The sequence below is a fragment of the Polaromonas sp. 39-63-25 genome (genome assembly GCF_002278925.1).
GTDB lineage: Bacteria > Pseudomonadota > Gammaproteobacteria > Burkholderiales > Burkholderiaceae_C > Polaromonas.
The window spans coordinates 297,261-322,429 of the sequence record NZ_NCJH01000002.1 but is presented as its reverse complement, the minus strand read 5'-3'; the positions used below and the strand labels follow the sequence as shown (position 1 = coordinate 322,429).

Here is a 25,169-nt window from a genome sequence, read left to right as displayed (position 1 = left end):
ACTGCGGCCTTTTGTCAGCGGGCGTTTTCCAGGTACCAGTAACGGCGTTTGCGCACCGGTGTGATGGTTGGCGTCACCTTCGAGCCTTCAATGCCCGAGCCTTTGCTGTTTGGCGCGCCGATGATGAAAGGCACTCGCTTGGTAGCTGTTTCACCGGTGATGGGGGAGGTGTAGGAAACCGTCACGGTGCCAGTGACTGGACTCGGCGGCAGGCCGCCGCCGACCAGTGTCTGCGCGGCCGCTGCCTTGCAGAACAGCGGGGCCGAGTAGACCTTGGCAATGCCCAGGTTGGCGCTGCACGCGTTGGTACTCACTGGCGCCGGCTGATTGGTACTGAAGTAAGTGATGCCGCCCACGGAGACCGGCGCATTCACAATCTTCTCGCCAGTGGTTGCCATGGGAATGTAGCAACCATTGGTCAGGCTTTCGCTCGAACCGACCAAGCCGAGACTGCTCGAAGAGATGGCTGTGGGGGCGCTGCTGGGCGTGCCCTTCCCGGTCAGTGTGTCGTAGAGGGTGAAAAACGCATCGGTGCTGGTGGTGGCCAGCGGCTTCTCACGGTCGCCTGAGCCCACCAGAACCGCCGTGTAGTTGTTCGTGACAACAACATCAGGCGGATAGAAAAATTTTCGCGTACCACTGCCAGAGAGCGCCGCGAGCTGGTAGATGCCCCAATCGCTGACGGCCGAGGTTGTGGTTGCACTGACCGTTTTCTCCAGGTCAATCCTGTATACATTGCCACCCATGTCCACGGCGTAGGCGCGGTCCACATAACCGTCAAAGTCGGCGTCCACCAGGGAAACGTCTGCGGGAACACTGCGCGTGGTATCGAATTTCTTCAGCAGGGCGCCTGTGATGGCATCAAGTACCAGAACAGCATTGCCCATGGTCGTCGTGCCCTGAGGTGAAACATCTTCGGCAGCCGCGTCATACCCTGCGCCCATGATGAGGACTGGGTTGGCGTTGCCCCGTATCCTGGCGACCTTGGGCTCGGACCATGTCTGGCCGAGAACAGAAATGTCCGCCTCGGTTTTTTTCCAGAGAAATTTCGGCGCGGCAGGCGTGGTGACGTCCAGGGCATAGAGAATGCGTCCGCCGCGGCGCATGGCGATGTAAAGATAGACCTTGTCGTTGGTGCCGTCGGCCAGTACCTTCTGGTAAATGCCGATAGGCCCATCAACAAAATAGTCCCGCGATGTAGGCGTCAGGGACGTGGTCGGTGTTCCAGCCACAGTGGTCGACAGGCGTATTTTTGGCGTATTGACGCGCAGCCTGTTCAGTTTTGAAAAGTGTTCTTCCGGTATGAAACTCCACAGTTCATTGCCTGCGCCCGTGCCGGTCTGGTTGCCATTGACGGCACGCAAGGTGCCATCGTTGGAACCGTAGAACACCACGACACCGGTGGTGCCGCCGTAGTTCACCACCGCTGGACGGGAATGCAGGACGTCGCCATGGGCGCTTGGACGAACCGTGACTGTCCCGCCGGGGCCCTGTTCATCGCCCGCGTTGTCCGCGCCCCTCACCCAGTTGATCAGGTTGTCCCGGTCCGTGGTGCTGGATACTCCCAGCAGGGACGTGGTGATGCCGCTCGTCGCTGTACTGAACTGTGCGGCAGCGGTGCTGGCGAGATTGGTGTTGGCTGCACAAGCCTGACAGGTGTAGACATTGCGGGCAGTCTGGGTCGTGGCATAGGCCGAACGGATCCGCTGGGCGACACCGCCTTTTTCCACGACCTCTCCGTCGGGCGAGTCGGAGCTTGACAGCGGCGTCCCCAGTTGCTGGTTCACCCAGAAGGTACTGTCGGTGGTCCAGTACGAAACAGCTGCTGGCGACAGAAAACCGGTTGCACCGCTGATCGCCGGATTGCCGTTTTTGTCGCTCAGGAACAGGCTGTCAGTGGTGGGGTCGTAGCCGAACTGGTATTGTTTCAGGTTGCCGCGCCAACGCGGAAGGGCGTCGCCATCCGGTCGAAACATGCCCATGAAGATCTGATTCAGGAAAGTGCCGCGAGCGTTCACGCTCACGGGCAGGCTGGCAGATGAAAACACACTGTCTACCGCCTGGATCTGGTTGAATATCTGGGTCAAGGCATTGCTGATTTCCGCGCCGGCACCGGTGCCTGAACTGACGGAGAAATACTCGCCACCGCTGGCGCTCGCCATGCTCCTGAGCATGGCTGACCAGCCCGGGCCCTGTCCGTTCGTGATCTTGTCCACGTCCAGCGTATAGGTGGCAATGTTTTGCGGACTTTTCTTCATGAAGCGCGCCCATTCATCCGATACACCGGACTGGGAGCCGCTGGGAGAGAGGTTCAGGTCCGCAGGCCGGGTCAGCCCCAGGGCAGTGTAGGCAGCCGACAGCCTGGTGGATGCCTCGCTGGTATCAGAGTTATTGTCCTGGACTGCGCCGTTGCTGATGTAAATGATGTAGTTGCGCTGGCAGTCATTGAGCACCGGGCTGACGTAGGGTGTTCCGGACTTGGACGTCAACGCGTTGCCCGTGATCGCATAGACGGCATTGGAGGCCACAGTGCCCGAAGTGTTTCCCGTGTAGTCTGTTTTGGCCTTGTTGTTGCCCGCATAAGGGGCTTTCGCGGCAAAGTAGTAGTAGGCCTCCGCCATGGTCAGTCCCGCCTTGCCTCCGTTGGATTTGTCACCGGAGGCGTCCAGGCTGTTGAGCAGGGCCTTGAATTTGGTCTGGTAGTTGGTATCGAGCAGCCGCACAGCGGAGCGGACATACCCGCCGGCGTTGCCTGAATCACTCCCACCCGTTTCGGTAAACATCATCAAGCCGACACGAAAACGGTTGGCAGGCAAGGCATTGACCGTCGACACCAGAGCGGCGACCTCGTTGGTAAAGGCCGTATTCCAGTTGGCGGTGTTGTCCAGGACGATCAGGACGTTGGGGGCATCGTTGAGGGCCGTCGGGCCGCTGTAGATATCGATATCGCTCGAATACTGGGCCTGTACAGATGCAGCAACCATCAGTCCCGCGGCGATAGCCAGCCGCTGAATCCTTCTGGTGACGGAATGGGTCATATCGTCCTACTTTCTCTTCACAGGCAGAGATTTGCCGCATCGGTTTCGAGCACTCGAACCGCAACACCCTGATGAACGGCAACTTTCGTTCCGGTTCGCTGGTCGGTCACCGCAGCGCCCACGTTCCATTCACTGTTCGCGCAAAGCGAATTTCCCGCATCCGCCGCGGCATCGATGATGTCAAGCCCGCCCTGCTGGACAACGCTCGATTTCAGGCAAGCGAGATCTGCTGGCAGGGAAGGGTTGAGCTCAGTGGTCTTGATGACCTTGGTACGGTAGCAATTGGGTTGCGGATTCAGGTTGGCGGTGTAGTCATTGCTTCCATTGCCGTCAATGTCGACAAGCAGCGGTGTGGCTGCCACCGTTTCCGGGCTTGTCGTGAAGAGAAACGAACTCAGCGTCTGTTCAATGGCTTGCTGGGCGACGGCGATAGCCTCCTGGCGGGCCTGCATATTGCCGATGATCCGCAGATTGCCCGTGGAACTCTTGAATGCGCTGATGGCAAACAGGCTCATGAGAATCAGAAAAATCATTGCCACGACCAAGGTGGCTCCGTGTTGTGTCGATCGCTTTTTCATGGGATCTCTCTCGGGCCGGCCACGTTGTTCAGGCGGCTTGTAACGGTGTAAGCGCGGCGTTTATGGCTGTCAGTGAAGGGGCCACGTGTTCCAGCAAGGCCCAGTGAATAGGTTTTTCCGTCGGTAAATCCGGCGCTGGGCTCGGTGCTGCGCGACAGCAGGTTGATGCGCACGCCGACCACATTGCTCCAGTCGTTGTCAGCCGCGCCAGAGACGCCGCTCAAACCAGTGAGGTAGGTATCGGGGCTGCCGTCACCATCCGTGTCAAAACCATAGTCGTACGCTACTTCCTCAATGCCCTCTGCGAGGGGAACGATGACCATGGCTGTCCCCCTGAGTTCAGCCCGCTTGAGGGTGGGAACAGTGTCGGTACCGCACTCGTTACAGCTGGCGACGTAATAAATCCGGGTGATGTACCTGTGGATGGTGTTGACCGCTGTGCAGTCCAGGCCGCGCAATGAAAAATCGGCTGCCGTGGCGGAAAGGATGAATCGGGTGGCGTTGGGGTCCGTGCTGCATCGTGAAGTTTGCAGATAAGCGCTTCCATTGGTTCCGGTTCCAGGTGTTGCTGGGGTGGTGTCGAGTCGCCGCAGAACGATGGCAGTCGTGCCGGCCTTGTGATTGCTCAGGCAGCTCAGCGCAGCTGTTTCTGTTGCGGTGAAACCTGTCAGCGCAACCGGTGCGGTCAGGGCCGCGTTGTTCCACCCCAGATCCCCCAGGGCTGTTGCGCAGGCTGGAGCCGTCCCCAGGGAGATGCCCGTTGTGGAAACTTCGCCGTAGTACCCGGCCACGCTGACGTCTTCCTCGATCAGTTCGAGAGCGTAGCGGCCATTTTCGATCTGGCGGATACTCCTGTCGATTTCCTGGCCGGTCTGGCTGCTATTGGCAAACAGCATGGCCAACCCTGCGATCAGGATCAAGCCGATGGCGATAGACACCATTAGTTCAACCAGGGAAAACCCCTTGGTTGATTTTCCTGAGCGGTAACCGGAATAACGCTTCATCGCGGTCATGATGCAAGTGTGGCGATCTGTACAACGGTGGTCACTGTCCTGCGCAGGTTCTCGCTGGAATAGGCGTCCTGGCCGCAAGCGTTGGGAGGTGCACCGGTTGCCTGAACACCTTGCCACGCAATGCTGATCAGATACTGGTTGGCCGCAGGACTGGTAATGCAGCCCCGCGCGCCCGTCATGGCCCCGAGCTTGGCTGTGCCCTGGACTTCGGCCGCACCCTGCAACGACAGGCTCCATTCGCAGAGATCCCTGGCAGCACGGTCGGCCAGGGTGGTGCAGTCGCCGGGATCACTGGTGCCGATGTTGTTGCCCACGTAGGCTGCGGCGTTCGCGCGATTCAAGGCGATACGTTCGGAGATGTCGCTGATCAGAATCAGCGCCTGCGACCGCTGGTAGCCCTCGAGTTGGGACAGGGCCGTCTGTGCCTGCAGGCCGACAAAGCCGAGGACGCCAAAGGCAATGATCAACATGGCAATGAGCAGCTCCATCATTGCCGCACCTTGCTGGTTTTGGGATTTCATCATGCCGGGCACTCCGTGGTCGCACTTTTCGGCCGCCCGGACGGATCCAGCGAGATGCATCGCCAGCGGGTACTTCCGTCAGACAAGCCAAAGCGCACGACTGTGTCGGAGGTGCTTCTGCCGTTGCGGTCAAAGGTGATCGTGGTGGGAGCGGTGGTAAAGACCACCCCGCTCCCTACGCCGTTTTGCGCGCTGAGAACTTCGGCGCTGGACGCGACCTTGACATTCCAGCCGCCGGCCCAGTCGGCAGTTGAAGGAGTGAGCGTGACGCTTTCCCCTCGCTTGACGGCCTCGCTTCTTGCCAGAACCAGGTCACTGACTATGCTGTAGGCCGTGGCCCGCACCCGCTGCGCTGCCAGGAGCTGCCGGAACGAGGGGCTTGCCAGCGATGCAAGGACAGCCAGAATGGCCACTGCCACCATGAGTTCAATGAGCGTAAAACCTGCATTGATCCGCGTTTTCGCAAGTTTCATGATGGGGTCTCACCAGCAAGTGGTGGGGGATTTTGTACCTGTCTGGGTGATGCTCAGGATGCCGCATTTGTCTGCCGCCTGGGCTCCCGTCGGTGTGGCTGTTGCCGTGAAGGTCGGCACGGTTGCCGTCCCTACCGTCAAGGAAATCGTGTAGGTCTGCTGGACGGTGGCTGGGATGGAAACATTCAGGGCCGTGGTGTCGGCGGCATAGCTGCGTGTGTCCAGCAGCATTTGCTGCTGTCGCGCGCTGATGTTCAGCAAGGCGGCCTGAGCTTCTGCACGCCTTGCTTTACGAACCTGGTCAAGGTAGGCGGGATAAGCGACGGCCGCCAGGATGCCAATGACGGCAACCGTGATCATTAGTTCAATGAGGGTGAACCCTCGGCTAGGTGCCATCTTAATCAAAACTCCATAATTGTGAAATTTGATAAATTAAAAATATTCGCCAAATTCGATAGAAATAGGTTCTTATTAGAGGCGAAAATTTCCTAATAGGTAGCACATTGATGCAAACTAAAGTTTAAAGCAATATGTCACAGAGTGATGTTTACAAAAAGTTACAAATATGAAAATATCGGACAAATAACGCCTAAAAAACAGGCAAAAAATGGCTGAATGTAACTATGTGTGTCTTTTGCATGTGTTCACTGCAAGTTTTGCTGAAAGGTGATGCGCGGCCAGAAGTAACGGCTCTGGCGCCTGCACGAGCACTGCTAAAAAAGGGACTACCCCGATATCAATCCGGCATAAGTGGCGGAAACTTGCAGGCATGGATGGCGTGTTTTGTTCGAGGATGCGCTTTTAGAAACAAGGACAAAAGACAGGACATGAAGCACAGACCGCCGCCACTGCGGTGGCAGTTTTTTTGCGAAGTTCCGCACTGCGGTCTTCTGCTCCCGCGTGCCGTTCTCCCGAGGCCGGGGCATTGAAGGTACTCGAGTGAAGCACAACGAAGACCTCGCCGAAGAAAACCGTCGCCTGAAGGCGCGGCTGCTTGAACTTGAGAGCGCCAACGACCAGCTCGATCGGATGCTTGCCGAACAAAAGCGCGAGGCCGATTTGCTCAGGCGCAGCGCGCAGGGATTGCGCGACCTGGCCACGATATCCGCGGACTGGTACTGGGAACAGGATGTAGAGCATCGTTTCGTCAGGTTTTCCGGGGAGCAGGCGGCCACCGAGCTCGATATCGAACGGGACAGCAACATCGGCAGGCGCCGGTGGGAGCTGGTCGGTGCGGTGCCCTTTAACGGGTCCTGGGAGGCGCACCGCGCCGTGCTGGATGCGCATCAGCCGTTTCGCAATTTCGAATACATGCGCAAGCTCGGCGACGACTTGCCGCACTACCTGTCGGTCAGTGGCATCCCCGTTTTCGACGACCAGAACCGCTTCCTCGGTTATCGGGGGACGGTGCATGACATCAGCGCGATCAAACGCTCGGAAGAAGCCGAGCGGCAGGCCGCGAGCTTCCTCGATGAAGTGGTTGACAACCTGCCGATTGCCCTGCAACTGAAGTCCGTGCAGGACGGGTTCAGGATTGTGGGCTGGAACAAGGCCGCCGCGGCCCTGTACGGGGTGACCCGCGAAGAGGCGATGGGCCGCACGGTGCACGATCTCTGGCCGAAGGAGGACGCAGACCGCATGCACGCCGCCGACCTCGAGCTGGTTGCAGCAGGCGTCATGCAGGACCTGCCCGACCGGCTGACCGTGACAAAACACCGCGGCGCCATCCGCGTTCACATGCGCAAGGTTCCGCTGAAAGATGCCAGCGGCACGGTCACCCATATGCTGGTCACCAGCGGGGATGTCACCGGACGGCTGGCGGCCGAGGCCCGCCTGCGCGACAGCCAGGAACGCTTTCGCAGCCTGACCCAGCTTTCCTCCGACTGGTACTGGGAACTGGACGACCAGTTCCGCTTCACCCGGATGTCCAGCGGCGCGGCCCGTTTTGGCCGGCTTCCCGCCGGCCCGGGAGGACAGGTCCTGATCAGCGAATACATCGGCCGGACGCGTTGGGACATCGACGATAACCCACGCAACAAGGCGGCCTGGGCGGTGCATCGCGCGCAGCTGGAAAACCACGAAACTTTCCGCGACTTCGAATACGAGCGCGTGGACCTGGACGGCACGCGCATCTTTTTCTCCATCAGTGGCGAGCCCGTGTTTGACATGGACGGGAAATTCACGGGTTACCGCGGCGTGGGCACCGACATCACCGCGCGCAAACAGACTGAAGCGGCGCTGGTAGCCAGTGAAGCACGCTTTCGCAGCGTGGTGGGCGCGCTGGCCGAAGGTGTCATCATGCGGGATGCCGAGGGGCGGATCCTCGACTGCAATGCCAGTGCCGAACGCATTCTTGGCCAGACCCTGGCCCAGATGCGAGGCCAGACCCTTGTCGGGCCGGAGTGGCAGACGCTGCGCGAAGACGGTTCGCTGATGGCCGAGGATGAACGGCCCAGTGCGGTGGCCAGGCGCAAGGGCCTGCCGCAGTCAAACGTGGTGGTCTGTTACCGCAAGCCCGACGGCAGGGATTTGTGGGTACTGATCAATGTGAGGCCGTTGTTTGACAATGCCCGCGACGCCCCGTCCGGGTTTGTCAGCACTTTCACCGACATCACCGAGCGCAAGCGCGCCGAGATGGAAATTGTCCGGCTCAACGTCGACCTGGAAAACCGGGTCTCGCGCAGGACCGCCCAGCTGGAGGCGGCCAACACGGAGCTGGAGGCTTTCTCCTATTCCGTGGCGCACGACCTGCGTTCCCCGCTGAGTTCCATCGACGGCTACTGTGCCTTGCTGCAAAAGGCGGTGTCGCCGCAGGCCGACGAACGTGCGAACCATTACCTGAGCCGGATACGCGGCGGTGTGCGGCGCATGGGCGAACTCACCGACGGGTTGCTGCTGCTTGCCAGGCTGTCGCGCACCAGCCTGAACTGGGAGACTGTGGACCTCGGTGCCGAGGCAGCCCGGGTTGTCGCACAATTGTCGGAGACCGAGCCCGGTCGCGAGGTTCAGGTGACCGTCGAGCCCGGCATGCTGGCCCGCGCGGACGTCTCGCTGATCCGGCAGGTGCTTGAGAACCTGATCAGTAACGCCTGGAAGTTCAGTGCGAAAAAGACCCGCACGGAGATCATGATCGGCAGGGAAACCGTTGCCGACCAGCCGCCGGTGTATTTTGTCCGGGACAACGGCGCGGGATTCGACATGGCTTATGCCGACAAGCTGTTCGGCACTTTCCAGCGCCTGCATTCGCCGGAAGAGTTTGCTGGCAGCGGCATCGGCCTGGCCACGGTCAAACGCATCATCATTCGTCACGGCGGGCGGATCTGGGCAAGTTCCGTGTTGGGCGAAGGCAGCACGTTTTATTTCACGCTCGGAAGCGACCAGGGCAATGCCTTGCCGGGTGACGATGTTTCCGGAGAAGACGCGGGCATCGCGCTGGCCCTGCCCCGCTCACGCCACCTGTTCAGGGACACCGGCCCGGCCGCCCGGGATACGGCGGGTTCGCTGATCAGCAGTGACAACGATATTTTTTCCGCCGGCGACCAGCAGTTCAGCAGTGCTTTCGAGCATGCAGCGATCGGCATGGCGCTGATCGCCATCAACTCCCGCCGGATCCGGGTCAACAGTGCCTTTTGCCAGATGCTCGGCTACTCCGAAGCGGAGATGCTGGCCCGCACCGTGCACGACCTCACCCATCCGGACGACATCGAATGGGATCTGCTGCAGCGAAAAAGGGCGCTGGACGGCGAGATTGAAACCTACCAGCGGGAAAAGCGCTATATCCACAAGTCCGGACATATTGTCTGGGGCTCTCTGACGTGTTCGCTGGTGCGCGACCCTGACCGCAAGCCGCTGCACTTCATTGTCCAGGTGCAGGACACCACCGAACGAAAAGAGGCCGAACGCATCCTGCGCGAGAGTGAAGAGCGCTTTCGCGCACTGACCGAGCTGTCGTCCGACTGGTTCTGGCAGCAGGATGAAAATTTCCGTTTTGTTCCGGTTCCAGGCGAGGCGACCCGGCTGTCGGCAATTTCCCGCGACGCCATCGGCAAGACGCCCTGGGAGCTGAACCATGTGGACATGGATGACCGTGTCTGGGAGGGCCACAAGGCACAGCTCGCGCGGCACGAGGTTTTTCGCGACCTGGAAATTTCCCTGCTTGGCCGCAAGGGAAGTGTTCGTCATATCAGCATCAGCGGGGAGCCGATCTTCGATTCGTCCGGTCGTTTTACCGGGTACCACGGAACCGGCCGCGACACCACCGAGATGCACCGCGTGAGTAACGCGCTGCGGGACAGCGAGCAGCAGTTGCGCGAGATCACGGACACCGTGCCGGCCCTGATCGCCTATGTCGACAAGGCGCAGCGCTTTCGCTTTCACAACCGGGCCTATGAAGAAGGGTTTGGCCTGTCGCATGAGCAGATCGACGGAAAAACCCTGCTCGAGGTCATGGGCGAGGAGCTTTACCAGGTCGTGCGCGCCCAGGTAGACGAGGTCCTGTCGGGTTACCCGGTGGTCTACGAGCGCACCCAGAAAACCGCACGCGGCGACCACCGCGACTACGTGGTCAATTATTTTCCACGTTACGGCGACGGCAAGGAAGAAGGCGAGGTCATCGGGTTTTATTCGCTGGCGACCGATGTGACCGAACTCAAGCGCATCGACCGCATGAAGAGCGAATTTGTCTCCACGGTCAGTCACGAGTTGCGCACGCCGCTCACCTCCATCCGTGGTTCGCTGGGGCTGATCTCCGGCGGCGTGGCCGGCGAGTTGCCGGAGCGCGTCAAGACCCTGGTGGACATTGCCAGGAACAACTGCGAGCGACTGATCCGTCTGATCAACGACATCCTCGACATCGAAAAGATCGAGTCCGGCAAGATGCGCCTGGACCTGCAGGTGGTCGACCTCCAGCCCTTGCTGGTACAGGTGCTGGCGGCCAACGAAGGTTTTGGGGCTGCGCAGAACGTCAGCTTGCGCCTGAATTTTCCGGAGGGTGACCTGCGGGTTCATGTGGACACTGACCGCCTGGCCCAGGTCGTGACCAACCTGCTGTCCAACGCGATGAAATATTCACCGCCGGGCGGGGTGGTGGAGGTCGATGTCAAACGCGCCGGCCTCGGCGTGCGGGTGGAAGTGCGTGATCATGGGCCAGGCGTTCCGGAAGAATTCCGCAAGCGCATCTTCCAGAAGTTTTCCCAGGCGGATTCGTCCGACACGCGCCAGAAGGGCGGCACCGGGCTGGGCCTGAATATTTCCAGGGCGATTGTCGAACGCCTCGGCGGCAGCGTGGGTTTTGACAGCAAAGTCGGCGTGGGCTCCACGTTCTTCTTTGAACTGCCCGAATGGAAAGAGGCTGCACCGCGCCTTCCCGTAGAAACCCGGGTTTTCACCCGGCCATGCGTGCTGATCTGCGAAGACGATAGAGACATTGCCCGCCTGATCGCGATGATGCTGGACAAGGGCGGCTTTGACAGCGACATGGTTTACAGCGCCTCCGAGGCGATGGCCCACCTGGCGGCCAACCGGTATGCCGCGATGACGCTGGACCTCAAGCTGCCCGACCAGGATGGCATCACGCTCATCCGCACCCTGCGCAGCCAGGAAGGCACGCGGGATCTGCCCATTGTGGTGGTGTCGGCCATGGCCGGGGAGGGCCAGATCCAGTTCAACAACCAGTCGCTGACGGTTTCCGACTGGCTCGAAAAGCCGATTGATGAAAATCTGCTGATCCGCAGTCTGCGCCATGCGATGAAGGGCATGGCCGAGGGTAAGCCCCGCATCCTGCATGTTGAAGACGATCTGGATATCCAGCGCATCACGGCAGCGATCGTGCAGGACTTCGCCACCTTTGAATTTGCCGCCACGCTGCAGGAAGCCCGCGCATGCCTGGCGGCGCGGACCTACGACCTGATCCTGCTCGATCTGAGCCTGCCCGGTGAATCAGGCTGGGATCTGCTGGCCGACATCGAAGCGCTGGAGCGGCCGCCGCCGGTCGTGGTTTTCTCGGCCAGCGAGGTGGACCGCGCCCAGGGAACCCGGGCCGCTGCCGTGCTGGTCAAGGCGCAAACCTCGAACGATGAGTTGCTGCAGACGCTGCAGCGGGTTCTCAGCCAGACGCGCTGATCGAAGCAAGGGTGCCCCGCCTTTGAGCGGCGGGCCTGCTGCCGCAAGCCCGCCTCAGGGTGTTTACATCCGGCCCAGGTCCTGAATGGCGTCCACCACCATGCTGGTTCCCACGGCGATCAGCAGAATGTCGCTGGCCACGCGCACATATTTGTGGCCGGCAGGGGGCGTGCCCAGCTGGATCAGCACGGCGTTGGGCACCGGGTAAAACACCACGTCACGCGGCAGCGGCTGGCCCATGGCCCATTTTTTGGCCTGCCCCGGAGGCATGCAGCCATTGTTTTTCTTGGCCAGGCCGGGAGGGCAGCGACCTGCCTTGTACTGCTTGCCGTAGTAGTCGCGGATCACCACGCGCTGCTGGTCGCCGAAGTAAGCGCCGACCCGGACGTCCTGTTGCGCCGGGCGGGCCTGCTGGCCGCCCTTGTTGTTGCCGTTGCCCTTGTCGCCGCGTTCGGCTTTGTCCGGTTTGCCGCCGGAACGTTCGTTTTGCTCCTGCTTTCCGCCTTTGCCCTGGCCGGCCCATTCGGGTTTCTGGGCCCAGGTGGAGCCTGCCGCGAACGCAAACGCCAAAACGAGGGGCAGCGCGCGAAGTTGATGCAGTTGTTTCGTGTTCATGATGTGACCTTGGTAGCTAGCTAATCGGCCGGGCCTGGGTCCGGTGCTTGGTTGAATACTTTATAACGCGTCACCCTTGATTTTGTTGTCCGATTTGGCTGATAGGGGGCCTTCCGGCGATGTTGTCCTACAGCCAGGCGCCCGTCGCGCGAGGCGTGCCGAGTCGCTCACCAGGGTTGAAAGCCAGACCCAGCCGGAGAAGCTGGCCAGTGCTGGACGCGGAGCATGGCCCAACAGACGTTGCAGCGCGGCGCACAGGCTGCTGAAGTCATCGCACTTGCCGATTGCGAGCGCCGATGCGCAGATGCCGGAGGACACAGAACGGGATGCCAAAAAGGGCTGTAGCCCAATACGGGAAAGCCGAAGCGGAGGACACAGAACGGGATGCCAAAAAGGGCTGTAGCCCAATACGGGAAAGCCGAAGGCGCTATCAATCAGGGAGCGTTCCCGCCGTGATTTTCCAGTCAGCGGCTTTTGGCCTGATTCAACGCGCTTTCGAACTCCTGGTGCGACAGGGTGCGGTCCTTGTTCGTGTCGGCTTCATCAAAGTGCCTGGCCACGCCGCGAAAGCCGGAGGCCTCTTCTCGGCTGATCTTGCCGTCCTTGTTGGTGTCCATGAAACTGAATGCCCGCGCGATGTCACCGGTGGTGTATCTGGGTTCGGTAGAGGCCGATGCCGTGGAGACTACCGAGGTGGACGGCGCAGGCTGTGCCTGAACCGCTGGCGACGTGGCTGGCGCTGCCGCGGCCGGCTGGGCGTGTGCGGCCGGCGCCAGCAGGGCTGCCGCTGCAGTGGCGAGGGCGAGGGCGAGGGCGAGGAGGGTCCGGGTCGGGGTACGAGATGCGCCCCGTGAAGCGGTGGTCAAAGTCATGGGTTTCCTGACGGTAGTGGCAAACATGAGCACCATTGAACGCCAATAGACGTGCCGGCGCCAGCAAGGTTGCACGGTGTTGCGTGACTTTACATCCGTGGAGGATCGGGACACATTTCTTTGCGCTCACCAGGCTGTTCGGGCTGCCCGCTGACAGCAACTGTCCGGCCTGTCCCACAAGTTGCAACCCCCTGGGCTGGCGAGCAGCCCCATCGGTGGTGCGATCATCGGGAAGCGCTACCGCGCAAACAAAAAACCGGTCTTCCCGGTGGCGTCTGTGCGGTGGGCGATACCCCCATCCAGCAGGAACCGCGAAGCCATGAACCTCCCCGACGAAGCGACATCCACCGCGCTTGAAGACAAGACCTTCCTGCTTGTGCTGCTGGCCGTTTCGGTGGCCTTCCTGTGGATACTCTGGCCGTTTTACGGGGCGGTGTTCTGGGCTGCGGTGCTGGCCATCATGTTCAAGCCGCTGTACCTGCGCGTGCTCAGGGCCATGCCGGCCAGGCGCGTCGGCGCCGCGTTGCTCACACTGCTGGTCATCCTGGTGGCGGTCATTTTGCCGGTGGGCATTGTGACCGCGCTGCTGATCCAGGAAGGCGGTGGCGTCTACCAGCGCCTGCAGTCGGGTGAACTCAGTGTGGCGCGTTACTTCCAGCAGGTCTACGAGGCCCTGCCGGCCTGGATCACCAGTCTGCTCGATCGCTTCGGCATGAACAACTTCGGGCTGGTGCAGCAACGGATCACGGAAGGGCTGACCAAGGGCAGCCAGTTTTTTGCCACGCAGGCCTTGAGTATCGGCCAGGGCACTTTCGACTTTTTCGTCAGTTTTTTTGTCATGCTCTACCTGCTGTTTTTCCTGCTGCTCGACGGTTCGGCCCTGGTCATGCGCATCAAGGATGCCGTGCCGCTCAATGCGGAGGTCAAGCGCAAGCTGTCAGCCAAGTTCACCACGGTCATTCGCGCCACGGTCAAGGGCAACATCGTGGTGGCCCTGATCCAGGGCGCGCTGGGCGGTCTGATCCTGTGGGTGCTGGGTGTGCATGCACCGGTGCTGTGGGGCACGCTGATGGCCTTTTTGTCGTTGCTGCCGGCTGTCGGGGCCGCCATGGTGTGGCTGCCCGTCGCGATTTATTTCCTGGCCACGGGGGCCATCGTCCAGGGCGTGGTGCTGATCGCCTTCGGCGTGCTGGTCATCGGCCTGGTGGACAACATCCTGCGCCCGGTGCTGGTCGGCAAGGACACCAAGATGCCCGACTACGTGGTGCTGGTGTCCACGCTGGGCGGTATGGCGCTGTTCGGCCTGAACGGCTTTGTCATCGGCCCCGTGATCGCGGCGATGTTCATGGCCGCCTGGGGTCTGTTTTCCAAGGCGCGGCAGGCGCAGGTGGCCGAGCCGCCCAAGCGGCCGTGACGTCTGCGTAACGGCATCTCCTGGTGGACCAGTTTCGGAGTCAGGTGTCGGGAAGTGCCGGACCCACCCTCAACGGGGAACCACCTTGTAGGATCGGCCATCCGCTGCTGAGCCCGAGCTTTCTCCCTGAACAATCAGCGGTGCAAACACGCGAATTTCCGTGGTGCCCGGGACGGTGAATTGGGTTTCCAGCGTGGACTTTCCACTTCCCTTGGTGATCACCTTGACATCCTGGCCAAGCTCCGAACTGTCGGCCGCGAGAACGAGAAGTTTGATTGTTCCCGATGGCGAGGTCAGGACATGACTGACGTCAACCCTCAGCCTGACTTGTTCGCCGGCGCGAAGAACCCTGGTGGTGTCGGGCGAGATGGACGTGATTTGCGCCATCGAGCCGAAGGGTGGCATGTTGGCGGGTTGCCCCGCAGATTGGCAGCCGACCAAAAAGCCGGAAACGGCCATGGCCGCGAACAGGGAGGGTGAAAATTTGATGAGCATCACGCCATCCTGAACCGGATGAAGATAAATGTCAAAGGAGGGTGTGTGACTGGCTTGGCAGCGAGCAAGCGCTCGTTGTGATCCTCTTGCGCATACGCCACCCGGCGTATTCCCCAATCCCCTGCCGGTGCCCAGAATCGCCTCATCGCTTCGCAAAAGTCCCTTCCCTGGTGGCTGTGCGAGGCGAAACGCGAACTACTTACCTACCGGAGAAGCACACATGCAACGTCGTTTTACCCTCAAGGCGCTGAGCGCCGCCGTCGCCCTGGCGGGCCTCTCTGTCCTGCCAGCCCATGCCCAGTCGGGCGGCACCATCAAGGTGGGCATTCTGCACAGCCTGTCGGGCACCATGGCCATTTCGGAAACCGTGTTGAAAGACACCGTGCTGATGGCGATTGACGAAATCAACGCCAAGGGCGGCGTGATGGGCAAGAAGCTCGAGCCCGTGATCGTGGACCCTGCCTCCAACTGGCCCCTGTTTGCTGAAAAAACCAAGCAGTTGCTCGGCCAGGACAAGGTTTCGGTGATTTTTGGCTGCTGGACCTCGGTGTCGCGCAAGTCGGTACTCCCGGTGGTTGAAGAAATGAACGGCCTGCTGTTCTACCCCGTGCAGTACGAAGGTGAAGAGCTGTCCAAGAACGTGTTCTACACCGGTGCAGCACCCAACCAGCAAGCCATTCCTGCCGTGGACTACCTGATGAGCAAGGCCGGCGGCGGCGCCAAGCGCTGGGTGCTGCTGGGCACCGACTATGTGTACCCACGCACCACCAACAAGATCCTGCGCGCCTACCTGAAGAGCAAGGGTGTGAAGGACAGCGACATCGATGAGAAATACACACCGTTCGGCCATTCCGACTACCAGACCATCGTGGCTGACGTGAAGAAATTCTCTGCTGGCGGCAAAACCGCTGTGGTCTCCACCATCAATGGCGACTCCAACGTTCCTTTCTACAAGGAACTGGGCAACGCCGGCCTGAAGGCCAAGGATGTGCCAGTTGTCGCTTTCTCCGTGGGTGAAGAAGAGCTGCGCGGCGTGGACACGAAACCGCTGGTCGGCCACCTGGCTGCCTGGAACTACTTCCAGTCCATCAAGAGCCCGGCCAACACCGAGTTCATCAAGAAATGGTCGACCTACGCGAAGGCCAAGGGTATCGCCGGCCACAAGGACAAGCCGCTGACCAACGATCCGATGGAAGCCACCTACATCGGCATCAACATGTGGAAGCAGGCGGTCGAGAAAGCCAAGTCCACCGACACCGACAAGGTGATTGCCGCCATGGCTGGCCAGACTTTCAAGGCACCGTCGGGCATCGTCTCCAAGATGGACGAGAAAAACCACCACCTCCACAAGTCGGTGTTTATCGGCGAGATCAAGGCCGACGGCCAGTTCAACGTGGTGTGGAAGACACCTGGCCCGGTGAAAGCCAAGCCATGGAGCCCGTACATCGAAGGCAACGACAAGAAGCCTGACGAGCCGGCAAAAATGGCCAGCAAATAAGGCCGCTGCCGCAGGTCTGTCGACCTGCGGTGCAAGCCGCACCTGGGTTGCAGAAACAGGTGCGGCTTTTTTTGGTCTGGCCCAATTCTTGCACTACTCCGGTGCATGAATCGGATTATTTTTTTCCAAGGAAGTTGCAGTCTGTGCACCGCAGCGAGCCGCACCGGCGCGCTACCGTGCCCACCCTACAGGTTCTTTACCATGATGATGCGCACACTTCTTTTATTTGCCGCTTTTTTACTGTCCGCCGGTGCACACGCCTTGACGCCGGAAGAGGTCAGGGGCATGGCGCTGGGTGAGACCGAAGCCCGGGTCGAGGCGCTGGTCAAGGCCTCGGCCGTGCCTGACGAAAAAACTGCTGCCTTTATCCAGGCCCTGGCCGACGACGCGGTGAAGACGGCCGGCGACAAGGTGTTTGTCATCAAGGACGACAAGGGCTACGACCCTGTCAGCGGTGCCGAGTTGCCGGTGCCTGCCGAGGCCGAGGACGTGATCAACAACAACCTGATGCGTGGCGAGCTGGACAATGCGCTGGCCTCACTCAAATTATTCTCCAAGGATGAAAAGGTCCGCGCCGAGGCGATCAAGACGCTGTCTGGCGGTGCCGATGAAGTCCGCCTGCCGCTGATCGAGAAAGCGTACGCGGCCGAGACGGTTCCTGCGCTCAAGACCCAGTTAGAGATGGTGCGCGCCACCATCCTGCTGGGTAGCAGCGACAAGCGCAAACGCCTGGAAGCCGCGGCCCGCCTGTCGGGCAGCAACAACCCGATCAGCAAGACGGTGCTGATCGCACGCCTGGCGGAAGAGGACGACGCCGAGGTCAAGAGCGCGCTGCAAGGCTCGCTGCGCAAGGTCGAGTCGGCGCTGGCCTGGGGCGACAAGCTCGGTGCCATCTTCAGCGGGATCAGTCTGGGCAGCATCCTGCTGCTGGTGGCGCTGGGCCTGGCCATCACCTACGGCCTGATGGGCGTCATCAACATGGCGCACGGCGAACTCATGATGATTGGCGCCTACGCCACCTACGTGGTGCAGGGCCTGTTCCAGAAGTATCTGCCCGGCCTGTTCGACTGGTACCTGCTGGCGGCCGTGCCGGTGGCTTTCATGGCCTCGGCGCTGATGGGTGCGGCATTGGAACGCGGCGTGATCCGTTTTCTTTACGGTCGCCCACTCGAGACGCTGCTGGCCACCTGGGGTATCAGCCTGATGCTGCAGCAACTGGTGCGTTCCATCTTCGGCGCACAAAACGTCGGCGTGGAGAACCCGGTCTGGATGAGCGGCGGTGTGCAGGTGCTGGGCAATCTGTCGCTGCCTTACAACCGCCTGGTCATCATCGGCTTTGCGATTGCGGTGCTGCTGGGCATGGCCTGGCTGATCAGCAGGACGCGGCTGGGCCTGTTTGTGCGCGGCGTCACGCAGAACAGGCCGATTGCTTCCTGCATGGGTGTGAACACCGCGCGGGTGGACACCTATGCGTTTGCACTCGGCTCAGGCATTGCGGGCCTGGCCGGCTGCGCGTTGAGCCAGGTCGGCAACGTCGGCCCGGACCTGGGCCAGGGCTACATCGTCGATGCCTTCATGGTGGTAGTGCTGGGCGGTGTGGGCCAGCTGGCCGGCACCGTCTATGCGGCCATGGGCCTGGGTATCCTGAACAAATTCCTCGAAGGCTGGACCGGTGCGGTGCTGGCCAAGATTGCGGTGCTGGTGCTCATCATCATCTTCATTCAAAAACGCCCGCAAGGCATTTTTGCGATGAAGGGCCGCTCCGCTGAAGCGTAAATATGAGCCTGCCCATGACCTCCTCTCTCGTTCTACCTGCCAAAGGCCCCTTGCTCACGCGCGCCGGCTGGAGCGCCTTCATGCTGTCGCTGCTGCTGGTCTGCGCGCTGGCGCCTGTGCTGAACTTGCTGGTGCCGGAGAGCAGCATGTTCCACATGAGCACCTACGCGGTGGCGCTGCTCGGCAAGATCATGTGTTACGCCATCGTGGCGCTGGCCATGGATCTGATCTGGGGCTATACCGGCATCCTGTCGCTCGGGCATGGCCTGTTCTTCGCGCTGGGAGGTTACGCCATGGGCATGTACCTGATGCGCCAGATCGGCCGCGACGGCAACTACAAAAGCGACTTGCCCGACTTCATGGTATTTCTCGACTGGAAGGAGTTGCCCTGGCATTGGTCCTTCAGCGACAGTTTCGTCGCCACGCTGTTCCTGATCGTGCTGGTGCCCGGGCTGGTCGCCTTTGTGTTTGGCTACTTCGCTTTCCGTTCACGCATCAAGGGCGTGTATTTTTCCATCATCACCCAGGCCATGACCTTTGCGGCCATGCTGCTGTTCTTCCGCAATGAAACCGGTTTCGGCGGCAACAACGGTTTCACCGACTTCAAGCGCATCCTCGATACGCCGATTGCCACGCCCACCATGCGCATGGGGCTGTTCGTCATCACCGGCCTGGCCCTGCTCGGCTTCTTTCTGTTTGCCAAGTGGCTGGTGCGCAGCAAGTTCGGGCGCGTGTTGCAGGCGATTCGCGACGCCGAGACCCGCGTGATGTTCTCGGGCTACAACCCGATCGGCTACAAGCTGACCATCTGGACCCTGTCGGCCGTGATGTGCGGCATTGCCGGCGCGCTGTACGTGCCGCAGGTCGGCATCATCAACCCGAGCGAGATGAGCCCGGCCAACTCGATCGAAATGGCGATCTGGGCCGCGGTCGGCGGGCGCGCCACCCTGATCGGCCCCATCCTCGGCGCCTTCATCGTCAACGGCGCCAAGAGCTGGCTGACGGTGGCCTACCCCGAGTACTGGCTGTATTTCCTGGGCATGCTGTTCATTGCAGTCACGCTGTTCCTGCCGAACGGTGTGGTTGGGTTGATCAAGAAACTCCGCAAAGGGGGTGAGAAATGACGCCCGATCTTCTGGAGCAGGGTGCCGCACGTATTGAAAAACGCCGCGCGGCCCTGGAGGCGAGCAAGTCCAACACCGAATCGGGCGGGCGCAACGCCAGCACAGGCCGCGTTGCCACGCCCGGCGAGGTGGACGTGACACACGGCCGCATTTTGTACCTCGAAGACGTGAGCGTGAGTTTTGACGGTTTCAAGGCCATCAACAAACTCTCGCTCGACATTGCACCGGGCGAGCTGCGCTGCATCATCGGTCCCAACGGCGCCGGCAAGACCACGATGATGGACATCATCACCGGCAAGACCCGGCCCGACGAAGGCACGGTGTTTTTCGGGAGCACGATTGATTTGCTGCGCCACACCGAGCCGCAGATCGCGCAGCTCGGCATTGGCCGCAAGTTCCAGAAGCCCACGGTGTTCGAGCAACTCACGGTGTTCGAGAACCTCGAACTCGCACTCAAGACCAACAAGGGCGTGAAATCGTCGGTGTTTTTCAAGCTCGACTCCGCGCAAAGCGACCGCCTGGCCGAGGTCCTGGTCACGATACACCTGGCCGACAGCGTGGGCCGCATGGCTGGCAACCTGAGCCATGGGCAAAAGCAGTGGCTGGAGATCGGCATGCTGCTGATGCAGGACCCGAAGCTTCTGTTGCTCGACGAGCCGGTGGCCGGCATGACGGACGAGGAAACCGCCCGCACCGCTGAACTGTTTCTCACGCTCAAGGGCAAACATTCGCTGATGGTGGTGGAGCACGACATGAGTTTCATCAAGACGATTTCCGAGATCGTCACGGTGTTGTGTGATGGCTCTGTGCTGGCGCAGGGCACGCTGGACCAGGTGCAGGCGGATGAACGGGTGATTGAGGTGTACCTTGGGCGCTGATCCTCGGTTCGTTCAGACGGAGCCTGTCGGAGCCGTCTTTGCCTCGTGCATTGGAGGTTCGCCAGCAAGCCGGGGGTTGCCCGGCGGCAACTCACTTTTCTTTTGCGTCGCCAAAAGAAAAGTAAGCAAAAGAAAAGGCGACCCGATGGTCCGGGTCCCTTCGCTTCGCTGCGGGCAACCTGCGGTGCTCGCCGAAAGCGGGGTCGAGCTCGAACTCGCTACGCTCAGACAATCGCTCGCCCTGATCCGCTTTCGGCTGTGCTCCTCGGCCCGGCCCGACGGGTTGGGGAGCGAATACGGGTGCGGGGAGGCGAGGACGCGCTTTGCGCGTCCTCGCCGGAGCCCGACTGCGTACCCGATTCCGATTCCGAACCCGCTCCTGACCCCACCCCCCTTCTGGCTGCGCCGAGGAGCGCAGGGCCAGACGGATCAGGACGGGCGATTGTCTGAGCCGAAGGCGAGTTCGAGCCCGGCCCCGGCTGGACCGAGCACCGCAGGTTGTCCCCGTAGCTTAAGCGAAGGGGGACGCAGACAGCAGGGGCGCCTTTTCTTTGCTTACTTTCTTTTGGCGAAGCAAAAGAAAGTGAGTAGCCGCCGGGCTACCCCCGGCCTGTTGGCGAACCACTATGGCTCCGAAGCTCCAAGAAGCGCGATGGAGATCACCAAATGCTAAACGTCAAAAACATCAACCAGTATTACGGCGGCTCCCACATCCTGCGCGACGTGAGCCTGCAAGCCCACCTCGGCAAGGTCACCGTGCTGCTCGGCCGCAACGGCGTCGGCAAGACCACCCTGCTCAAATCGCTGATGGGTCTGGTGCCTATCAAGACCGGCAGCATCGATTTCGACGGCAAGGCCATCCAGAACGCCACGCCGTATGAACGCGCGCGCGCCGGCATCGGTTTTGTGCCGCAAGGTCGCGAGATTTTTGCGCGCCTGACGGTCGAGGAAAACCTGCGCATGGGCTTGGCCTACAAAAGTGCGAGTACGCCGATTCCGGCCGAGCTGTACGAGCTGTTTCCAGTTTTGAAGCAGATGCTGAACCGGCGTGGCGGCGACCTCTCGGGCGGGCAGCAGCAGCAGCTCGCGATTGCGCGCGCACTGGCGGCCAAGCCCAAGCTGCTGATCCTGGACGAGCCGACCGAGGGTATCCAGCCCAGCATCATCAAGGACATCGGCCGCGTGATCCGCATGCTGGCCGACCGCGGCGACATGGCCATCCTGCTGGTCGAGCAGTACTACGATTTTGCGGAAGAACTGGCCGACGATTACCTGGTGATGGAGCGCGGCGAGTTTATCGCGCGCGGCCAGGGCAAGGACATGCAGGCCAATGGCGTGCGGCAGCTCGTCGCCATCTAGCGGCTGCGGGTCTTCACTTCGCCCTGAAAATAATCTCTTTCATGCGCTGAAGCCTGGGCGCAACCACCGGCACCGTCAACATGGTGCTGGCAATCGCCATCAGCAGCAGCGCCGTGAAGGTTGCGTTGGTGATGATGCCTTTGTCCAGCAGGATGTTGGCAAAAATGATCATGATCAGCGCCTTGGTCTGCAGCAGCCAGCCGATGATGGAACTCTCGCCTGGCGCCCACTTGAGTACCTTGCCGGCGATATGGACGCCGACCAGCTTGCCGGCCACCGAAGCCACCAGCAGTACCGCCGCAGCGATGAATACGGCTTCGCCACCCATCGACCAGTTGGTGCGCAGGCCGGTGCTCAGGAAAAAAACCGGCATCATCACCAGCAGCACATGGTGGCGCAACATATCCATGTGTTCCTGGTTGAACCAATCGCCGTCCATGATGGCGCCCGCCAGGAAGGCGCCCACCATGAAGTGCAGGCCGGCCCAGTCGGCACCCAGGGCGCAGAGGATGAGCCAGACGAGTCCGGCATACCAGCGGTCGCGTTCCGGCACCCACAGCATCAACTTCCGGAAGACATAGGCGAGCAAGGCAAAGGCCGCAAGAAAGCTGCCCTGGCGGCCGACCCGCTCCCAGTCCATCAGGATCAGCGCCAGCACGCCCCAGATCGCGATGTCGTCCAGGCTGGCGTAACGCAGGATGCGCTGGCCGATGGGTTGGCGCAGGATGGCAAGCTTTTCCATCAGCAGGATCAGGATGGGCAGCGCGGTGACGGCGCAGGCCATGCCCACGCCCATGACAAACTGCCAGCGCATGCCCTGCGGGCCGACCCAGCCCTCGTACATCAGCATGCCGGCGGCGGCCGCGCAGCCGAACAACAGCGGGGTGCCCAGCGCCAGGCCGGCGGTGATGGTGCTCTCACGCCGGTGTGCCCAGGCTTTTTTCAGGTCGAGTTCGATGCCGGCGATCCAGACAAACACCATCACCGCCCACCAGGCGATGCCGTTGAGCGACTGCACGACAGGCGCGCTGAACACGAAGGTGTAGTAGTCGGGGTAGAGCTTGCCCAGGATGCCGGGACCGAGCAGGATGCCGGCAATGATCTGCACCACCACCAGCGGCGCGTAGTAGTCGGTCTTGAAGATCCGCCAGATCAGGTAGGGAACCGTGAAGATGATCGCCATGGCGATCAGGTAGATCTCGGTCGTGGTCATGGCTGCGGGCATGGCTTTCCCCGTATTGTTTTTGTTGCTGCCGCAGGCGCACGCCTGCGCGCCGTGCCTGACCTGACAGCGGCAATGTGGGGGCTTGCGCGTCAGGTCTGGAATGACAAGTTTAGCGGCGCGTCGCCTGGTACAGCGGCATCACCGTTGGCAGCAAGGCCTGGATCTGCTGCACGCGGCTGCTATCGGTGGGGTGGCTGCTCAGAAAATCGACGCCGCCGCCGGTGCTGCCTGCACTGGCCATTTTCTGCCACAGGCTCACGCCGGCCTGGGGGTTGTAGCCGGCGCGTGCCGTCAGTTCCAGGCCGATGCGGTCGGCTTCGCTTTCATGCGAACGGCTGAAACGTGTAGCCACCAGGGCCTCGTAGGCGGCTTCCGTGATCTGTGAGGTGCCTCCACCCAGACCCAGCAACTGGGTGCCGATGCCGATGGCGGTCTGTGCGGCCGCTGCCTGGGACACCTGTTCGCGCGAGTGCTCGCGCAGGGCATGGGCGATTTCGTGGCCCATCACGACAGCAATTTCGTCATCACTGAGGTTGAGTCTGGAAACCAGACCGGTGTAGAACATGATTTTTCCGCCAGGCATGCAGAAGGCATTGAGCTGGTCGCTGGTGATCAGGTTGACCTCCCACTGCCAGCGCGGTGCGTCGGCGCGGAACACCGCTGTCTGCGGTTCTATGCGGGCGGCCACTGCGCGCACGCGGGCCAGCATGGCCGCATTGGTGTTGAGCGTGCCTTTGGCGCTGGCTTCGGCCTTGAGCTTGGCGTAACTTTGGGCCGCCATCTGGTCCAGCTCCGCGGATGACACCAGCAGAAGCTGCGAGCGCGACGCACCAACGGCACCGCCTTCGGTGGTGCTGGCGCATCCGGTGAACAGCAGGGTAACGGCCACCAGGGCAGGGGTCAGAAAGGTTTTCATGAGCGTCTCGCAGATCAATGTTGATGGGGGGCAATGCCGCCCCCGATTTTGCGCCGCTGGTGCCCGCGCCCGGTAGGACGGCCCGCAAACAGGGTGTAGGCCGCAGACGGCAGATCCGTCGTGACGATCAGGCCGACCAGATGCGCGGGCTGGGCGCGTCTTTTTCCCAGAAGTGCTGGCGCCAGACCTTCCAGACTTGTTTGAGCAGGACCATGGCCGGCTCGACCAGGGGCGCCAGCACCCGCACGACCACCACCTGCGCATCGGGGCTGGTGGCGCCTGCGGTGGCGTTCAGCGGGTGCGCCTCCAGCACCTGCCGCGCCAGATCCAGAGCCAGTTGCCGGCGCTGGCGGTCGAGCTTGCTGCCGGCGGAAAAAAACAAGGTGGCGATGCAGCGCTGGCCGGCCAGGCCCAGCGGGCTGTTCATCAGCAGCAGGTCGTCGGCCCGGATGCGAGCACGTTCCAGCCAGACGCCGGGTAACTCGATGTGCTGGCAAAAGTTGCCTTGTTCAAAGGGCTGGTTGGCACTGGGCAGGCCGAGAGCGGTGACATCCCAGCCCATCAGTTCAGCCCCGGGTGCCAGATCCAGCGTCAGGTGGTTTTCGGCCAGGCAGCCGCTGTAACACAGCGCCTCCATCGGCAGCCATTCGGCGCGGGCGCCGGCTTCCAGGCGCAGGCGGGTGCGCTGCAGGGCGGTTTCACCCGCTGACCGGTAAAAGCGCGTGGCGCCGGGCGTGGTGATCAGGCCGTGGCTGCCGGCTGCCGCCGTGACCGCGATGTCCAGCGTGTCGCCGCCCACCAGGCCGCCCGGTGGATGCACCAGCACGTTGTGGCACACGGCGTCGCCTTCGGGGTAGAGGCTTTGCAGAATGCGCAGCGGGCCGTCGTGGCGGAAGTGCGCAATCGTCTTGCTGGCCTGCAAGGTGTAGTCGAGAGAGAGCGTTGCGTTCCAGGCCATGCGGCGAGTTTAACGCGGCTATGGCATGGCTCAATGTGTCGGGTGCTATTGAATTTGTAGCTGCTTGCGCTTTGCTGGCATGGGTTGGAGGCGGTTTTGGCTTATAAATAGATGCTGAGCGGATGTAGCTCCGGGTGACGGGGTGTGCCTGCAAGCCGGGACTCGCCCGGCGGGCGCCAGCAATCCAGATCTGAGTTCAATCACTGTTCGGGCTGGGCTTGTCGAAGCCGTCTTTCCCTCTTGCGGTGCGGTTTTGCCAGCAAGCCGGGTCTCGCCCCGGCGGGCGACTTACTTTC

General features: G+C 61.5%; 19 protein-coding genes. 7 read left to right on the top strand and 12 right to left on the bottom strand.

The features are described from left to right. Window positions 1-14: 14 nt before the first annotated feature. Genes B7X65_RS04155 through B7X65_RS04130 form a run of 6 tightly spaced genes read right to left on the bottom strand, consistent with a single transcriptional unit; the run spans window position 15 to window position 6,019 of the window. Entirely contained in the window at window positions 15-3,038 is a 3,024-nt protein-coding gene (locus B7X65_RS04155) for a PilC/PilY family type IV pilus protein (protein ID WP_293592947.1), read from the bottom strand. Between the two features lie 17 nt (window positions 3,039-3,055). After that, complete coding sequence (locus B7X65_RS04150) at window positions 3,056-3,616, bottom strand: pilus assembly PilX N-terminal domain-containing protein (protein WP_293592945.1); 561 nt, start codon at window positions 3,614-3,616, stop codon at window positions 3,056-3,058. Next, complete coding sequence (locus B7X65_RS04145; RefSeq protein WP_293592943.1) at window positions 3,613-4,629, bottom strand: PilW family protein; 1,017 nt, start codon at window positions 4,627-4,629, stop codon at window positions 3,613-3,615. The genes B7X65_RS04150 and B7X65_RS04145 overlap by 4 nt, the downstream gene beginning before the upstream one ends. Continuing rightward, complete coding sequence (locus B7X65_RS04140; RefSeq protein ID WP_293592941.1) at window positions 4,626-5,153, bottom strand: type IV pilus modification protein PilV; 528 nt, start codon at window positions 5,151-5,153, stop codon at window positions 4,626-4,628. Before B7X65_RS04140 ends, B7X65_RS04145 begins: the two co-directional genes overlap by 4 nt. Further along, window positions 5,150-5,623 (bottom strand): GspH/FimT family pseudopilin, encoded by a 474-nt coding sequence (locus tag B7X65_RS04135; protein WP_293592939.1) that lies wholly within the window; start codon window positions 5,621-5,623, stop codon window positions 5,150-5,152. The genes B7X65_RS04140 and B7X65_RS04135 overlap by 4 nt, the downstream gene beginning before the upstream one ends. Window positions 5,624-5,632: 9 nt before the next feature. Beyond that, entirely contained in the window at window positions 5,633-6,019 is a 387-nt protein-coding gene (locus B7X65_RS04130; protein WP_293593022.1) for a type IV pilin protein, read from the bottom strand. A 543-nt stretch (window positions 6,020-6,562) separates the two neighbouring features. Between B7X65_RS04130 and B7X65_RS04125 the strand changes: the two genes are divergently transcribed. After that, window positions 6,563-11,743, top strand: coding sequence for a PAS domain S-box protein (locus B7X65_RS04125; RefSeq protein WP_293592937.1), 5,181 nt, complete (start codon window positions 6,563-6,565; stop codon window positions 11,741-11,743). A 63-nt stretch (window positions 11,744-11,806) separates the two neighbouring features. On the opposite strand, the gene B7X65_RS04120 is transcribed toward B7X65_RS04125, so the two are convergent. Together B7X65_RS04120 and B7X65_RS04115 are read right to left on the bottom strand one after the other, a co-directional pair. Further along, on the bottom strand, window positions 11,807-12,358 hold the full coding sequence (locus B7X65_RS04120; RefSeq protein ID WP_293592935.1) for a hypothetical protein: 552 nt from the start codon (window positions 12,356-12,358) through the stop codon (window positions 11,807-11,809). A gap of 464 nt (window positions 12,359-12,822) precedes the next feature. Then, window positions 12,823-13,230 carry an EF-hand domain-containing protein gene (locus tag B7X65_RS04115; protein WP_293592933.1) on the bottom strand — a complete coding sequence of 136 codons (408 nt, stop codon included), beginning with the start codon at window positions 13,228-13,230 and terminating at the stop codon, window positions 12,823-12,825. A gap of 319 nt (window positions 13,231-13,549) precedes the next feature. On the opposite strand from B7X65_RS04115, the gene B7X65_RS04110 reads away from it, so the two are divergent. Continuing rightward, window positions 13,550-14,644 carry an AI-2E family transporter gene (locus tag B7X65_RS04110; RefSeq protein ID WP_293592931.1) on the top strand — a complete coding sequence of 365 codons (1,095 nt, stop codon included), beginning with the start codon at window positions 13,550-13,552 and terminating at the stop codon, window positions 14,642-14,644. A gap of 69 nt (window positions 14,645-14,713) precedes the next feature. Here B7X65_RS04110 and B7X65_RS04105 read toward each other — a convergent pair whose 3' ends face one another. Next, window positions 14,714-15,139, bottom strand: a complete 426-nt coding sequence (locus tag B7X65_RS04105; RefSeq protein WP_293592929.1) for a hypothetical protein — start codon at window positions 15,137-15,139, stop codon at window positions 14,714-14,716. 220 nt (window positions 15,140-15,359) lie between these two features. On the opposite strand from B7X65_RS04105, the gene urtA reads away from it, so the two are divergent. From urtA to urtE, 5 genes are all read left to right on the top strand, one after another. After that, window positions 15,360-16,637, top strand: coding sequence for an urea ABC transporter substrate-binding protein (gene urtA, locus B7X65_RS04100; RefSeq protein ID WP_293592927.1), 1,278 nt, complete (start codon window positions 15,360-15,362; stop codon window positions 16,635-16,637). Between the two features lie 201 nt (window positions 16,638-16,838). Continuing rightward, on the top strand, window positions 16,839-18,413 hold the full coding sequence (urtB, locus tag B7X65_RS04095; protein ID WP_293592925.1) for an urea ABC transporter permease subunit UrtB: 1,575 nt from the start codon (window positions 16,839-16,841) through the stop codon (window positions 18,411-18,413). A 14-nt stretch (window positions 18,414-18,427) separates the two neighbouring features. After that, a complete protein-coding gene (urtC, locus tag B7X65_RS04090; protein ID WP_293592923.1) occupies window positions 18,428-19,537 on the top strand; it encodes an urea ABC transporter permease subunit UrtC in 1,110 nt (369 codons plus the stop codon). Continuing rightward, window positions 19,534-20,415 (top strand): urea ABC transporter ATP-binding protein UrtD, encoded by an 882-nt coding sequence (urtD, locus tag B7X65_RS04085; RefSeq protein ID WP_293592921.1) that lies wholly within the window; start codon window positions 19,534-19,536, stop codon window positions 20,413-20,415. Before urtC ends, urtD begins: the two co-directional genes overlap by 4 nt. Before the next feature lie 666 nt (window positions 20,416-21,081). After that, the gene (gene urtE / locus B7X65_RS04080; protein ID WP_293592919.1) at window positions 21,082-21,774 is read left to right on the top strand and encodes an urea ABC transporter ATP-binding subunit UrtE; all 693 of its coding nucleotides are present in this window, start codon (window positions 21,082-21,084) and stop codon (window positions 21,772-21,774) included. 13 nt (window positions 21,775-21,787) lie between these two features. On the opposite strand, the gene B7X65_RS04075 is transcribed toward urtE, so the two are convergent. From B7X65_RS04075 to B7X65_RS04065, 3 genes are all read right to left on the bottom strand, one after another. Then, window positions 21,788-22,999 (bottom strand): cation:proton antiporter, encoded by a 1,212-nt coding sequence (locus B7X65_RS04075; protein ID WP_293592917.1) that lies wholly within the window; start codon window positions 22,997-22,999, stop codon window positions 21,788-21,790. A gap of 109 nt (window positions 23,000-23,108) precedes the next feature. After that, on the bottom strand, window positions 23,109-23,915 hold the full coding sequence (locus tag B7X65_RS04070; protein ID WP_293592915.1) for a M48 family metallopeptidase: 807 nt from the start codon (window positions 23,913-23,915) through the stop codon (window positions 23,109-23,111). Window positions 23,916-24,042: 127 nt separating this feature from the next. Then, window positions 24,043-24,873, bottom strand: a complete 831-nt coding sequence (locus B7X65_RS04065; protein WP_293592913.1) for an urease accessory protein UreD — start codon at window positions 24,871-24,873, stop codon at window positions 24,043-24,045. Between the last annotated feature and the right edge of the window lie 296 nt (window positions 24,874-25,169).